The organism is Kocuria salsicia (assembly GCF_007681555.1).
GTDB lineage: Bacteria > Actinomycetota > Actinomycetes > Actinomycetales > Micrococcaceae > Kocuria > Kocuria salsicia.
Map to the genome: position 1 here is coordinate 71,418 of NZ_VELE01000010.1, position 14,108 is coordinate 85,525.

At 71.4% G+C, this 14,108-nt stretch carries 10 protein-coding genes; 3 read left to right on the forward strand and 7 right to left on the reverse strand.

The annotated features are described in order from the left end of the window. Nucleotides 1-199 precede the first annotated feature (199 nt). Nucleotides 200-1,717: an amino acid permease gene (locus FS770_RS11865; RefSeq protein ID WP_145012094.1), complete on the reverse strand. Its 1,518-nt coding sequence runs from the start codon at nt 1,715-1,717 to the stop codon at nt 200-202. Between the two features lie 215 nt (nt 1,718-1,932). Next, nucleotides 1,933-3,771: a dihydroxy-acid dehydratase gene (gene ilvD, locus FS770_RS11870; RefSeq protein ID WP_145012096.1), complete on the reverse strand. Its 1,839-nt coding sequence runs from the start codon at nt 3,769-3,771 to the stop codon at nt 1,933-1,935. 442 nt (nt 3,772-4,213) lie between these two features. Between ilvD and FS770_RS11875 the strand changes: the two genes are divergently transcribed. Next, complete coding sequence (locus FS770_RS11875; protein ID WP_145012098.1) at nt 4,214-5,740, forward strand: gluconokinase; 1,527 nt, start codon at nt 4,214-4,216, stop codon at nt 5,738-5,740. Between the two features lie 203 nt (nt 5,741-5,943). Here the strand turns inward: FS770_RS11875 and bioD are convergent, their stop codons facing one another. From bioD to bioB, 4 genes are all read right to left on the reverse strand, one after another. After that, nucleotides 5,944-6,768: an ATP-dependent dethiobiotin synthetase BioD gene (gene bioD / locus FS770_RS11880; RefSeq protein WP_144828391.1), complete on the reverse strand. Its 825-nt coding sequence runs from the start codon at nt 6,766-6,768 to the stop codon at nt 5,944-5,946. Nucleotides 6,769-6,861: 93 nt separating this feature from the next. Then, nucleotides 6,862-7,998, reverse strand: a complete 1,137-nt coding sequence (locus tag FS770_RS11885) for an aminotransferase class I/II-fold pyridoxal phosphate-dependent enzyme (protein WP_186366777.1) — start codon at nt 7,996-7,998, stop codon at nt 6,862-6,864. Next, complete coding sequence (locus tag FS770_RS11890) at nt 7,995-9,599, reverse strand: aspartate aminotransferase family protein (RefSeq protein WP_244944911.1); 1,605 nt, start codon at nt 9,597-9,599, stop codon at nt 7,995-7,997. Before FS770_RS11890 ends, FS770_RS11885 begins: the two co-directional genes overlap by 4 nt. Beyond that, nucleotides 9,592-10,980, reverse strand: a complete 1,389-nt coding sequence (bioB, locus tag FS770_RS11895; protein WP_145012100.1) for a biotin synthase BioB — start codon at nt 10,978-10,980, stop codon at nt 9,592-9,594. Before bioB ends, FS770_RS11890 begins: the two co-directional genes overlap by 8 nt. 200 nt (nt 10,981-11,180) lie before the next feature. Here bioB and FS770_RS11900 point away from each other — a divergent pair, with 200 nt between their 5' ends. Both FS770_RS11900 and FS770_RS11905 read left to right on the forward strand, forming a co-directional pair. Then, a complete protein-coding gene (locus FS770_RS11900) occupies nt 11,181-11,735 on the forward strand; it encodes a TetR family transcriptional regulator (RefSeq protein WP_145012102.1) in 555 nt (184 codons plus the stop codon). 320 nt (nt 11,736-12,055) lie between these two features. Beyond that, a complete protein-coding gene (locus tag FS770_RS11905; protein ID WP_145012103.1) occupies nt 12,056-12,553 on the forward strand; it encodes a GNAT family N-acetyltransferase in 498 nt (165 codons plus the stop codon). Nucleotides 12,554-12,614: 61 nt separating this feature from the next. Here FS770_RS11905 and FS770_RS11910 read toward each other — a convergent pair whose 3' ends face one another. Further along, nucleotides 12,615-14,009 (reverse strand): short-chain fatty acid transporter, encoded by a 1,395-nt coding sequence (locus FS770_RS11910; RefSeq protein ID WP_145012105.1) that lies wholly within the window; start codon nt 14,007-14,009, stop codon nt 12,615-12,617. Nucleotides 14,010-14,108 lie beyond the last annotated feature (99 nt).

Genomic DNA, 14,108 nt, shown 5'->3' on the forward strand with positions numbered 1-14,108 from the left:
GCGGCTGGGAAGGTTCCGGTCCCGCCGCTGCTCGAGCGGGCGGAGCCGGGAAGGATGAGCGGCACGCTGCGGCACCGATTGAGGACACAGTAGTGCATCCCCGGCGGGTTGCCCGGGATCAGCCCCGGGAGCGGCGGGCTGTGACGGAGCCGCACCGCCCGACGGGCACCCGTGAAACCCGCCCTGGCGACGTCGTGCGCTACGGTCGCTCGTCACGGCGGCCGGGGATCGGCCCCGGGCCCGCCACCACGGGGAAGGCGCCCGTGAAGCCCTGGCGCTGCCGGGCGATCTCGTGGACCCGCCCGCGCACCAGGTACCACCCGAGCACCAGGCACGGGACGAGAGCGAGCGAGGAGACAAGCGTCCACGTGCCCACCGGGTAGTCCACGGCCATGAGCACGAGCACCCCGGCCAGGAACGCGAGCGTGAGCCAGTCCGTGAACGGGGACAGCGGCGCGCGGTACGGCGGCCGGTGGTAGAGCCCGCGCTTGGCCAGGGCGACGAACTTCATGTGGGACATCGTGATGGCCGCCCACCCGGCCATGGTCCCGAGGGCGGCCAGGTTCAGCACGATCTCGAAGGCCTCCTCCGGCACCACCAGGTTCAGGCCCACCCCCAGCAGGGCGACGACGGCGGTCAGCAGGATCCCACCGTAGGGCACCCCGGACGCCGTCAGCCTCCCCGCGAATCGCGGCGCGGAGCCGGCCATGGCCATCGAGTGCACGATCCGCCCGGTCGAGTAGAGCCCGGCGTTGAGCGAGGACAGCGCGGCCGTGATCACCACGAGCTGCATCAGAGGGGCCGCCGCAGCCACGTCGATCGACTCGAAGAACGTGACGAACGGGCTCTCCGTGGCGCTGTACGCGGTGTAGGGCAGCAGCAGGCACAGCAGCAGCACGGAGCCCACGTAGAAAACGGCGATCCGCAGGATCACCAGGTTGATGGCGCGCGGGATGACGCGCTCGGCGTCCCGCGTCTCGCCCGAGGTGGTGCCCACCAGTTCGATGCCCGCGTACGCGAACACCACACCCTGCACCACGATCAGCGCGGGCAGCACGCCCGTGGGCAGCAGGCCCCCGTTCTCGGTGATGAGCGAGAAACCCACCTGCGAGCCGGTGGGGGTCCCGAAGACCACGAAGAGCGTGCCGATCACCAGGAACACCAGCAGTGCGAGCACCTTGACCAGGGCGAACCAGAACTCGAGCTCCCCGAAGATCTTCACCGAGACCAGGTTCAGCGCCAGCACGAGCACCACGACCACCAGGGCCAGCGCCCACTGCGGGATCCCCGCGATGAACTCGCTGTACTGCCCGAACCACGCGATGTAGATGGCGATGGCCGTGGCGTCCGCGACCGCCGTCATCGCCCAGTTCAGCCAGTAGAGCCACCCGGAGACGAACGCGGCCTTCTCCCCGAAGAACTCGCGGCAGTAGGAGACGAAGGAGCCCGACGACGGCCGGTGCACCACCAGCTCCCCCAGCGCACGGAGGATGAGGTAGCCGAAGAACCCGCAGACCGCGTAGAGCACGAACAGGGACGGCCCGGCCTCCCGGAGGCGGCCGCCGGCACCCAGGAACAGTCCCGTGCCGATCGCGCTGCCGATCGCGATCATCTGCAGCTGCCGCTGCCCCAGGCCCTTCCGGAAACCGGAGGCCTCCTCCTGGAACTGCCGTGCCGCGGGCAGTTCCCGCGCCGCGTCCCGTCCATGTGTGGCCATCACACCGTCTCCTTCCAGAAACCCGAGACACGCCGTGGGGACGTGCTGCTCCGCTCCTGGTGAGCCTACGGCGTCGCGCGGACCACACCCGGTGCCACGCCGCTCACCGCGTCACGGCACGCAACGCACGCGTGCACGCCGCAGGGGCGCTCACCCGGGCACGCGGCCCCGGTGAGCGCCCCCGTGGAGTCCGGCAGAGCGACGTCGCCGTCGGCTCAGTCCTCGACCACCCGCACCGCGCCCTTGTCCGCGGACGTCACCATCGATGCGTACGCGCGCAGGGCCTTGGAGACCTTGCGCTCGCGCGGCCTGGTGGGCTTCCAGGGCGCCTCACCCTTCTCCTGGCGACGGCGGGCCAGCTCGGCGTCGTCCACGTTGACGCGCAGCACGCGGTTCTCCACGTCGATCTCGATCTCGTCACCGTGCTGGATCAGGCCCACCGCGCCGCCCGCGGCGGCCTCCGGGGAGATGTGGCCGATCGAGATCCCGGAGGTGCCACCGGAGAAGCGGCCGTCCGTGATCAGCGCGCACTTCTTGCCCAGTCCCAGGCCCTTGAGGTAGCTCGTGGGGTAGAGCATCTCCTGCATGCCGGGGCCTCCCTTGGGGCCCTCGTACGCGATCACCACGATGTCCCCCTCCTTCACGTTCTTGGAGAGGATCTCGTGCACGGCCTCGTCCTGGGACTCCACCACGAACGCCCTGCCCACGAAGTGGAACAGCTCCGGGTCGATGCCCGCCGTCTTGATGACGGCGCCGTCCTCGGCGATGTTGCCGAAGAGTACGCACAGCCCGCCCTCCTTCGTGTAGGCGTGCTCCACGGAGCGGATGCAGCCCCCAGCGGCGTCCACGTCGTGGTCCTCGTACTCGTTGGCCTGCGAGAACGCCTGGGTGGTGCGCACGCCGCCCGGTGCCGCCAGGAAGAACTCCTTGGCGGCGTCGGATGCCTTGCCCGAGCGGATGTCCCACTCGTCCAGCCACTCGCCCATGGTCTGCGAGTGCACGGTGTGGACGTCCTCGTTCAGCAGCCCGCCGCGGCGCAGCTCCCCCAGGATCGCGGGGATGCCGCCGGCGCGGTGCACGTGCTCGATGTGGAACGTCGTGGAGTTCGGCGCCACCTTGGCCAGGCACGGGACCTGGCGGGAGAGTGCGTCGATGTCCGAGAGGTTGAAGTCCACCTCCGCCTCCTGCGCGGCGGCGAGGATGTGCAGCACGGTGTTGGTGGAGCCGCCCATCGCGATGTCCAGAGCCATGGCGTTCTCGAACGCGGCCTTCGTGGCGATGCTGCGGGGCAGCACGGACTCGTCGTCCTGCTCGTAGTACTTCTTGGCGGACTCCACCGCACGGCGACCGGCCTCCAGGAACAGCCGCTTGCGGTTGACGTGGGTGGCCAGCGTGGTGCCGTTGCCGGGCAGGGACAGTCCCAGCGCCTCGGTCAGGCAGTTCATCGAGTTCGCCGTGAACATCCCGGAGCACGAGCCGCACGTGGGGCACGCGTTCTCCTCGATCTGGGCGAGCTGCGCGTCCGTGACCGACTCGTCCACGGCCAGGGCCATGGCGTCCACCAGGTCCACGCGGTGCTCCACCACGCCCTCCACGCCCTCACCGGACTCCATGGGGCCGCCGGAGACGAACACCACCGGGATGTTCAGCCGCAGCGCCGCCATGAGCATACCCGGGGTGATCTTGTCGCAGTTGGAGATGCACACGAGCGCGTCCGCGCAGTGCGCGTTGACCATGTACTCCACGGAGTCCGCGATGATGTCGCGGGACGGCAGCGAGTAGAGCATGCCGTCGTGGCCCATGGCGATGCCGTCGTCCACCGCGATGGTGTTGAACTCCTTGGCGACGCCGCCCGCCTCGCGGACCGCGGAGGCCACGAGGTCCCCCATGTTCTTCAGGTGCACGTGGCCCGGCACGAACTGGGTGAACGAGTTCGCGATGGCGATGATGGGCTTGCCGAAGTCCTCGCTGCCCATACCGGTGGCGCGCCAGAGGGCACGCGCTCCCGCCATGTTGCGGCCGGTGGTGGACGTCGCTGAACGCAGCTGCGGCACTGTCTTGCCTTCCCCTTGTCTGGGCCGGGACGGGCGGGTCATGGGTGCCGCGCCCCGGCAGAACGCATTCCACCCAGAATACGCGCGGCCCCCGCCGCTGTTCACATGCCGGGCACCGGTCTCACATGGCGGACAGCATCTTGCGCCCGGTGACGACGACGCCGCATCGCCCGGTTCCCTGCCCGCCGTCGCCTGGTCAGCCGTACCGTCGCCGGCCTGCAGCTCCGCTGACGCCCTGGCCCGCGCCCTGCCGGCGCCCGACCCACGAACCCGCCGCGCGGCGTCGATACCCAGCGCGGACCGGGGCGGGCCCACCTGCCCCGCCGTGCGCCGTCGGGCCGTCCCGCCTGCCCGCCATTGCCGGTCCGCCGAGCCGCGTGACGGAGGCCGTCCCTAGACTGGGCGGACGTCACGCGCCACCCCGCGAAGGAGCAGGAGAGACATGAGCAAGCACAGGCACACGCCCCACCGGGACGACTCCACGGACTTCGCGGTGGACCTGGCCCAGGCGCAGGACCCGCTGGTGATGACGCTGGACATCGGCTCCACCGCCACGCGAGGCTCCCTGCACGACGCCGCCGGGACCCTCGTGCGCGGCTACCGCCACAAGATCCCGCACGCCTTCACCACGGGCGCGGACGGCACCTCCGTGATCGACCCGGACCAGGTGGCCGGGGAAATCGCCGAGATCCTGGACCGCGTGTGCGACCGGGAGGAGCTCGCGGGGCGGGTGCGCGGCGTCGGGCTCGACTCGTTCGCGTCCTCCCTGGTGGGCGTGGATGCCAACGGGGACGCCGTGACCGAGTGCTTCACCTACGGGGACTCCCGCTGCGCACCCCAGCTCGCGGAGCTGCGCGAGGAGCTGGACGAGCGGGACGTGCAGCAGAAGATGGGCGCGCGGCTGCACACCAGCTACCTGGCGCCGCGCTTCCGGTGGCTGCGCGAGACCCGGCCCGAGCAGTTCGCTGCGGCCGAGCGCTGGCTGAGCATCGGCGAGTACGTGTGGCTGCGGCTGCTCGGGACCACCGCCGCCGGCACCGCGACCGCCGCGTGGACCGGGCTGCTCAACCGGCGCTCCGGCAACTGGGACCGGCGGATGCTCAAGGCGGCCGGGATCACCGAGGACGTGCTGTCCCCCGTGCTCGATCCGCACGAGCCGCTGCGGGACGTGGACCCCTCCCGCGTGCAGCGGTGGCGAGGGCTCTCGGAGGCAAACTGGTTCGCGCCGGTCGCGGACGGACTGTGCGCCAACCTGGGCGTGGGCGGTGCAGGCGAGGACACCATCGTGGTCTCCGCCGCGACCTCCGGGGCGATGCGCGTGCTGCTGCACCACCAGCCGCAGGAGATCCCCGCGGGTCTGTGGTGCTACCGGATCGACGATTCGCGGTGCCTGCTGGGCGGGGCCCTCAACGACGTCGGCCGGGCCGTGAGCTGGCTGATCGACACGCTCTCCCTGGACGACGCCGTGCTGAACGACATCGCCGCCCTTCCCGTTTCCACCGACACCCCCGGGGTACTTCCTTTCCTCACCGGAGAGCGCTCCACGGGCTGGGCCGGCAGCGCGCGGGCGGTGTTCTCGGACGTCTCCGCCGCCACGGACGCACCCGCCATGGCCCGCGGGATGCTCGAGGGGATCGCCGGGTCCTACCGCAGGGTCTCCGACGAGTTGGAGGCCGCAGCCCACAGCGTGGAGCGGATCGTGGCGGCCGGGCGGGTCACGCAGGAGCTGCCGTCCTGGCTGCAGATCCTCGGCGACTACCTGGGCAAGCCGGTGATCCACCAGACGATCAAGCGCTCCACGTGCCGCGGCAACGCGCTGCTCATGCTGGAGTCCCTCGCCCCGGACGTGGAGCGCTCCCACCCGAAGCCGGCGGGCACCTACGAGCCCCGCGAGCAGACGCAGGACTACTACCGGGGAGTCCACGAGCGCTTCGAGCACCTCTACGACGCGCTGGTGGCGGGCCGCTGACCCCGCTCCGCCGTTGGCCCTGCCCGCCCTGCTGCGTTTGCTCCGCTAGTGCACACCTGCGCCGCCGGGCCTGCATTTGCTCCGCTAGTGCAGTTTTGGGGCCCCGGATCTGCACTTGCTCAGTTTTTGCAGCCGGTGCCTGCTCGGGTGGGCGGAGTGGCTAGGACGACGACGGCGGTCCCCCTCTTTTCGCCCGTCCGCTCCTATGCGGCCCCGCCCCAACCACGCGGAACCGCGCCCAGGAGGGGAACGCGTCGGCCCGCGACGGGTGGCAGGTCCGCGAGGTACTCCCTGTTGGAGGTCGCCAGGCGGTCGGGGTCGGCGGGCCAGCTGCCCAGCACCACCCCGGCCACCTCGACGCCGCGGTGCAGCAGCGCCTCCAGACTCAGCAGCGTGTGGTTCAGCGTCCCGAGGTCCGGGCGCGCCACCAGCACAGTGCTCACCGTCCCCCCGTCACGTTCCACCGCGTTCACGGGCTCGGACGTCTCGGGAGAACTCAACTGGCCGCTGGTTTCGGCCGCCGCTCGGCCCGTTTGGGCCGCCCCGCCTGGCTCCCCACAAGCCTCCTGCAACGCCACTGCCAGGTCCGCAATCGTGCGCCGGTCCCCGTCCAGCTCCACGAGCACACCCCCGCTGCCCTCCACGATCACGAGGTCGTGGGATTCTTGTAATTCCACAATTTTCATCACGTGCTCCGAGAGCGGGAGCAGCTCCACCCCGTCGATCGCCGCCGCGGGAGGCGGGGCCATCGGCTCGGTGAGACGCTGGCCCTCGGCGGTGGTGAGTGCCTCGGAAGGCACGCCGGCGGCGCGAGCCAGCCGGGCGACGTCGTCAACGTCCCCCGGTTCCCCGCCCCGCATCCCGGTCTGCTGCGGCTTGTAGACCGCGATCCGCCGCCGGCCCACGTTCCACCCGGAGACCGTGAGCGCCGCCGTGGCGTACGTCTTGCCCACGTCCGTGTCGGTTCCCGTCACGACGACGGCGTGGCCCAGGGAGGCGACGAGGTCGCCCAGGGGATTGGTGGTCATGGTCTCTCCTGTCAGAGTGAAAGCAGTGCGGCCACGTGCGCTGGACGTGGCTGACGCGGCGGCGGGCAGTTCCTCCGCAGGGTGAGCGGCCCCTCACACGCCCTGCGGTTCGTCCCCCACCACGTCCCGGACGGTGTCCAACGCCCGGGCCAGAACGTGTAGTTCCATGTCCGCGGGAGCCGTGATGCGCAGGCGACTGATGCCGTCCGGGACCGAGGGCGGGCGGAAGCACCCCACCACCACGCCCCGGGAACGGATCACCTCCGCTGCCCGCGCGGCCGACTCCGCGGAGGCCACCGGGAGGGACTGCACCGCCGCGCGGGCCGGCGGGGTGCCCAGCGCGGAGGCCACGAACCGCGCCCGCTCGTGCAGGGTCTCCACCAGTTCGGGGTGCGCCCGCACGATCCGCGCGGCCTCCGTGGCCGCAGCGGCAGAGGCGGGCGCGAGGGCGGTGTCGAAGATGAACGGGCGCGCCGTGTTCACCAGGTGCTCGCGCAGCGCCTCGGACCCGAGCACCGCGCCGCCCTGCGCGCCGAGCGCCTTGGACAGCGTCATGGTCACGGCCACGTGCGGCGATCCCGCAAGACCAAGCTCGTGCACGAGCCCCCGGCCGCCGCCCGCTACCCCGATCCCGTGCGCCTCGTCCACGAGCAGCAGCGCGTTCTCGGCGCGGCAGAGCGCGGCCAGCTCCGCGAGCGGCGCGTGGTCGCCCCACACCGAGTACACGGACTCCACGACCACGACGGCGCGCGCCTCCGCGCGCTCCGCCAGCAGCTGCGCCACGTGCGCGACGTCCGAGTGCCGCGCGATCCGCACCGGCGACTGGGACAGCCGTGCCCCGTCCACCAGGGACGCGTGCGCGTGGGCGTCCGAGACGATCAGCGTGTCCGCGTCCCCCAGCGCCGTCAGCACCCCGGTGTTCGCGGCGTACCCGCTGGAGAACGCGAGCGCGACGGGCTGGTCAGTGAGCTCGCACAGTTCGCGCTCCAGCACCTCGTGGACCCCCAGGGTTCCGGTCACCAGCCGGGAGGCCCGAGAGCCTGTGCCGTGCTCCCCCAGCGCGTGCTGGGCGGCGGCCACCACGCGCGGGTCCCGGGAGAGCCCCAGGTAGTCGTTCGAGGCCAGGTCCACGCACGCCCGGGGCGGCGTCCGCAGCCGACGTCGCAGTCCCGCCTCCGCGCGCTGCTCGCCGCGAGCGCGGAGCCAGTCGTCAAGGGGACCGACCGTCATGCCCATCCCCCGCCCGTCAGCTCCACTTCCTGCGCGGCCCGCAGCAGGGCGTAGGCGATGGTGCGGACCTCCTCGTCCGTGCAGACGTACGGGGGCATGGTGTAGAGCAGGCGTCCGAACGGGCGGAACCACACCCCCTGTTCCAGAGCCGCGCGGGTGAGCAGCTCCGGGTCCGGGGCCTCGTGGAACTCCACGACCCCCACGGCGCCGATGACCCGCACGTCCTTCACGACGCGCAGCTCCGCCGCCACGGGCAGGATCTCCCGCAGGGTCTCCTCGATCCGGGAGACGTTCGCCCACCAGGAGTCCCGCAGCATCCGCACGGACTGCAGGGCCACGGCGCACGCGAGCGGGTTCGCCATGAACGTGGGCCCGTGCATCAGCGCGCGCTGCTCCGACGCCGTGATGACCGCTCCCACGGCCTCGGACACGAGCACCGCCGCCAGGGACATGTATCCGCCGGTCAGCGCCTTGCCCACGCACATCACGTCCGGGACCACGTCCGCCCACTCACTGGCGAACCACTTCCCGGTGCGGCCGAAGCCCGTGGCGATCTCGTCCACGACGAACACCAGGTCCAGCTCGTCCGCCAGCTCTCGCAGCACCCGCAGGCACCGCGGGTCGTACGTGCGCATCCCGCCCGCGCCCTGCAGCACGGGTTCCACGATGATCCCGGCGAGCTCGTCCCGGTGGGCGCGGGCGACGTCGCGCACGTCCGCGATCCACGCCTCAACGGCGGCGTCGTCGGCGTCCCAGTCCACGGCCCCGGACGACGACGGCGCTCCCGCACCCTGCGCGCCGCTCCCACCTGGCCCCTCGGTGTCCCCGGAAGGCACGAAACCAGCGGTGTCCGAGGCCGCCGCACCGAGGTTCTCCGGGGACCGCACCCCCTCGGGATCCTCGTACCCGGACCTACGCCGGGGGTGCGCCGCGGGAGGCGGTGCCACGAACAGCTGCTCCGCCACCAGCCCGGAGAATTCGGCGTGCATTCCGCCCTCGGGGTCGCACACGCTCATGGCGCCAGTGGTGTCCCCGTGGTAGCCGCCGCGCACGGTCAGGATGCGACGGCGCTCCGGCCGCCCGAGGGCCGCCTGGTACTGCACGGCGAGCTTCAGCGCGACCTCCACGCTCACGGAACCCGAGTCTGCGAAGAACACGTGCTGCAGCTCGGGCGGGGTGACCTCCACCAGCAGCTCCGCGAGTTCTACGGCCGGGCGGTGCGTGAGACCGCCGAACATCACGTGGGAGAACTCGGTGATCTGGTCCACGGCGGCGCGGTCCAGCTCCGGGTTGCGGTAGCCGTGCACCGCGCACCACCACGAGGCCATGCCGTCGATCGCCCGGACCCGCTCCCCCTCCGGGGTCTCCAGGGTCAGGGTCACGCCCTCCGCGGCCAGCACCGCGTGGGGTGCGGGTCCGTCCAGCGGTGCGTAGGGGTGCCAGAGCAGCCCGCGGTCACGAGCGGCGAGGCGGGTGGGCTGCGCGGCGTCGTCACCCTGTTCTGCCGTATCTGCCACGGCACCCGCGGTGGGGCAAGAAGCTTCCCCGCTGCTCTCGGCGGGCGCGGTGTCGTGAGTGATCTGCGGTGCCGGTTCAGGCATTCGGCGCCACCGAGGTCCCCGCACCACGACGCCGCACGGTCGGGCTCAGCTCGATCCTCACCCGGGTGTCGTCCTCGTCGCGCTCGGGCCCCTCGCCCGAGCTCAGCAGGGCGGCGAGCGCCGCAGACACGGGGGCGGGGGCAGCTGGCGGGGTCGGAACCGGGCCCGGGGCGGCGGAGGGCACCGCGGCGTCGTCGCCCTGACCGGAAGAGACCGGGTCGGAGGGGTCCGGACGGCCGCCCGAGGCGGCATCGGAACCGGCAGGTCCACCGGTTCCGCACGTGGACCCGCAGGGCGTGGTCGCGGGGCCCGTCGAACCTGCCTGGCCCGCCGCGGCCTGCTCGGGTGCCGCACCGTTCGAGGTGTCGGCGGGCACCGTGTCGTCGTGCTCCCTCAACGGACCCGCGCCGAGGACGGTGAATCCGGCGTCCGCGATCATGTCCAGGTCCGCCTTGGCCGCCTGCCCTTCGGAGGTGAGGTAGTCGCCCAGGAACAGGGAGTTGACCACGTGCAGGGCGAGCGGCTGCAGGGAGCGCAGGTGCATCTCGCGGCCACCGGCCATGCGGATCTCCTTGTCCGGGCACACGAAGCGCACCACGGAGAGGATCTTCAGGCACTTCTGCGGGCTCAGCTGCCACGTGCCGGCCAGGGGCGTGCCGTCGAAGGGCATGAGGAAGTTCACCGGCACGGAGTCCGAGCCCAGGTCCCGCAGGGCGAAGAGCGCCTCAACGAGCTGCTCGTCCGTCTCCCGCATGCCCACGATCAGCCCGGAGCACGGGGAGAGCCCGGCGTCCTTCGCGCGCTCCACGGTGTCCACGCGGTCCTGGTAGGTGTGGGTGGAGCAGATGGACTCGTAGTTGGACTCGGCGGTGTTGAGGTTGTGGTTGTAGGCGTCCACACCGGCGCCGCTGAGCGTTTCCGCCTGGCCGTCCTTGAGCAGGCCGAGGCACGCGCAGACCTCCACGTCCGGGTGCTGCTCCTTCAGCGCCTCGACCGTGCGGGTCACGTTGCCCACCTCGCGGTTGGACGGGCCGCGACCGCTCGCCACGAGGCACACGCGGCTCGCACCACCGCGGATGCCGTACTCGGCCTGCTCCACCGCCTTTTCGGGGCTCAGCCACGAGTACTTGAGGATGTCTGTCCCGGCGTTCAGCCGCTGGGAGCAGTAGCCGCAGTCCTCGGCGCACAGCCCGGACTTCAGGTTGACCAGGTAGTTCACCTTCACGGTCATCCCGAAGTTCTCGCGGCGCAGCCGGGCGGCGGCGGCCACGAGGTCCAGCATGCCGGGGTCGTCGGTGTGCAGCAGCGCGAGGGCTTCGTCCGGGGTCACTGGGTCGCCGGCGAGGACGCGCTCGGCCAGCTCGGCAGGGTTCTTGAACATTGTTCAATTATTGAACGGTGTTCAGGATTGTCAATTCTCCGGGCCATCATTGCGGGACGCGGCCCACGGGTGGCCGCCGCCCTGCCGCCGTCCGGGCCACGACGACGTCGCGCCCCACCCCCGCCAGCGCGGGCCACCCCGCCCGCTCGGTAGAGTTTCCGCGGGGCCCGTACTCGGGCACGAGAGCAGGGAGGGACGCCGTGGCACTGGACCGCGACCAGGTGGTGGAGGCCGCGTGGCACATCCTGCAGACCTACGGGCTAGGGGACCTCTCGATGCGCCGCCTCGCCCGCGAGCTGGGCGTGCAGCCCGGCGCGCTGTACTGGCACGTGGCGAACAAGCAGGAGCTGCTGGCAGTCCTCGCGCAGCGCATGGTCGCCCCGCTGAGCACCTCCTCCACAGGCGCTCCCACCACAGGAGCCTCTCCCGCGGGCACTTCCCCGGCAGTCGCCGACGACGACGCCACCCTCCTCATCGCCCGGTTCCGTTCCGCGGTGCTCGCCGTGCGAGACGGCGCGGACGTGGTGAGCGTGGCTCACGCGCTAAATCCCTCGGGCATGCAGCCCACACCCCTGCTCACCGCGGCGCTGACCCGCGCGGGCATGGACCCCGCCCCGGCCGAGACGGCCGCGCTCACCCTGGTCCGCTTCACCCTGGGATCCGTGACCGCGCAGCAGACCCGCGAGTCGATGGACCTCCCCACCGCCACGATGGCCGCCGAGTTCGAGGCGGGCGTGCGCGCGATCCTGGCGTAGCGCCGTCGTCGCCCCCCTCCACCGCCCGCACCCCTGCAACAACTGAGCAGATGCCGAATTGCGGCCGCAAAACCGCACTTGCTCTGTTAATGCAGGAGGCGGGAGGGGGCTTCAGTGAGCCTGCCGGGGCCACCGCTCTCGCTGAAGCCGCCGGTCCAGACGGGGCGCCCCTGCAACTACGGAGCAAACGCAGAACTGCGACCCCGGAACTGCACTTGCTCCGTTGTTGCAGGTGGTGGGAACGCGTGCGCGCTCCTCTCCACCGCCGGGTCCGCCGTCCGGGGGTGTCAGCCGGTGCGGGCGGCGGCCAGAATGTCTGCATGACCACCGGCACCCCCTTCACCGTGCGTACACCCGTCCCCGAAGACGCCCCGGGGATCGCGAGAGTGCACACGCAGTCGTGGCGGGAAACGTACACCGGGCTCGTGCCGGAGCGGTTCTTCGACGACGACGCCTTGCGCCGTCGGGAGGAGACGTGGACCCGGATGCTCGCAGAACCGTCCCGCCGTGTACGGGTTAGGGTGGCCGTGGTGGGCGAGGCGATCATCGGTTTCGCGGGCACTGGGCAGCCCCGCGAAGACGACCCCGCCCGCGAGCACGCCCTGCACCTGCTCTATGTGCTCCGCGAGCACCACGGCACGGGCGCGGGACAGGCCCTGCTCGACGCCGTTCTCGGCGGGGAGCCCGCGCAGCTGTGGGTCGCGGAGGCCAATCCACGCGCCATCCGCTTCTACGAGCGCAACGGGTTCCGGGCGGACAGCGCCTCGTTGACCGATCCCGGGCTGGAGGACCTGCGCGAGGTCCGCATGGTCCGGTGAGACCGCGGACGACGTCGCTCCCCGCCGCCCACGCGCGGCACGGGACCGTGCGGCGTCGTCGTCAGACCCCCGCGCCCACGATCAGCATGGTCGCCCCGAAGACCACCCCGGAGACCACCAGCACCACGGTGGTGTAGCCGAGGATGTCCCGGATCTTCAGCCCGGCGATCGCCAGCAGGGGCAGGGCCCAGAAGGGCTGGATCATGTTGGTCCACTGGTCGCCGTACGCCACGGACATGATGATCACGGAGGGGTCCACGCCCAGGCGGGCGGCGGCGTCGAGGAGGATGGGCGCCTGGATGGCCACCTGGCCGCCGCCGGAGGGGACGAAGAAGTTCACGAGGCCCGCGGAGAGAAAGGCCAGGAAGCCGAGGGTCTGGGGGGAGGCGACCGCCACGATGGAGTCCGAGAGGACCTGGATGAGCCCACTGGCCGTCATGATTCCCATGATCCCGGCGTAGAGCGGGAACTGCAGCAGGATGTCTCCCACGTTGGATGCAGCGTTCTTGACGAGCGCCATGACCTCGAACGCGTTGCGGGAGAGCAGGAAGATCAGCGCCAGGAACATCCAGTTCACAATGTTCAGGGTCACGGTGCCGCCGCCGGTGAAGTGGATGACCAGGTAGGCCACCAGGGCGAGGCCCACGAGCAGGGTGGGGATGCGTGAGGCGTCGAGGCGGTCGGCGGGCACTTCCACCTCGGGGGTGGCAATGCGCTGGTCGGACTCGGCGAGCGCGTCTGCGGTCACCGCGTGACTCGCGGGCACGGCCCGAGGCGCCACGAGCCACAGGGCGAAGGCGACGAGCACCACGGTGGCCACCGTAGCCGTGATGTTCCACCACGAGAACGTGGTCTGCGAGATGGGGATGACGTGGCCCACCTGCTTCTCGATGAACGAGCCGGGAGTTGCCGCGGTCAGCGGCCCCGAGCCCGAGTAGCCCATGTGCCACACCACGAAGCCGGAGAAGCCGGAGGCCACGAGCATGGGGAAGCTCACCGGCCTGCCGCGGCGCGAGAACTCGGCGGCGACCTCGCGCGCGAGCAGACCGCCGACCACCAGGCCGAAGCCCCATGTGATCAGTGACGCCACCGCCGCGATCACGAACACGAACACATAGGCCGCGAGCGGCGAGCGCGGAATGCTGGCGAGCCGCGCAAGGAGCGCCCGCACCGGACGGGTGCTCGCGAGTGCATGGCCCAGCAGCAGCACCAGGGCCATCTGGGTCATGAACTCCAGCAGCCCCGAGAGCCCCGTCCCCCACCCCTTGATGACGGTCACGGGACCGGAGTCCGTCAGGATCAGCGCCATGACCGCAACCACCAGTGTCAGGACGATCGCGAAGATCAGCGCGGAGGGAATGAACCGCTCCACCACGTAGTTCACGGGCTTCATGGCCCGGGCGAGAGGGGGTTCGGGTGACGCGGTGGGCGTCGTGGACCGTTGCGGAGCGTTCATGGCGGGGACCTCTTCTTCATTGACGAGGGATGGCGGATGAAGGATGCCCGGCCACGGGGTGTCGGCCGGAGAGGGAAGTCTTCGGGTACGACGAGGGGA

Excerpts from the sequence above, each read along its gene's own strand:
- FS770_RS11865 (WP_145012094.1), bottom strand. The coding sequence starts at position 1,717 with ATGGCCACACATGGACGGGACGCGGCGCGGGAACTGCCCGCGGCACGG.
- FS770_RS11875 (WP_145012098.1), top strand. The coding sequence starts at position 4,214 with ATGAGCAAGCACAGGCACACGCCCCACCGGGACGACTCCACGGACTTC.
- bioD (WP_144828391.1), bottom strand. The coding sequence starts at position 6,768 with ATGACCACCAATCCCCTGGGCGACCTCGTCGCCTCCCTGGGCCACGCC.
- FS770_RS11885 (WP_186366777.1), bottom strand. The coding sequence starts at position 7,998 with ATGACGGTCGGTCCCCTTGACGACTGGCTCCGCGCTCGCGGCGAGCAG.
- FS770_RS11890 (WP_244944911.1), bottom strand. The coding sequence starts at position 9,599 with ATGCCTGAACCGGCACCGCAGATCACTCACGACACCGCGCCCGCCGAG.
- bioB (WP_145012100.1), bottom strand. The coding sequence starts at position 10,980 with ATGTTCAAGAACCCTGCCGAGCTGGCCGAGCGCGTCCTCGCCGGCGAC.
- FS770_RS11905 (WP_145012103.1), top strand. The coding sequence starts at position 12,056 with ATGACCACCGGCACCCCCTTCACCGTGCGTACACCCGTCCCCGAAGAC.
- FS770_RS11910 (WP_145012105.1), bottom strand. The coding sequence starts at position 14,009 with ATGAACGCTCCGCAACGGTCCACGACGCCCACCGCGTCACCCGAACCC.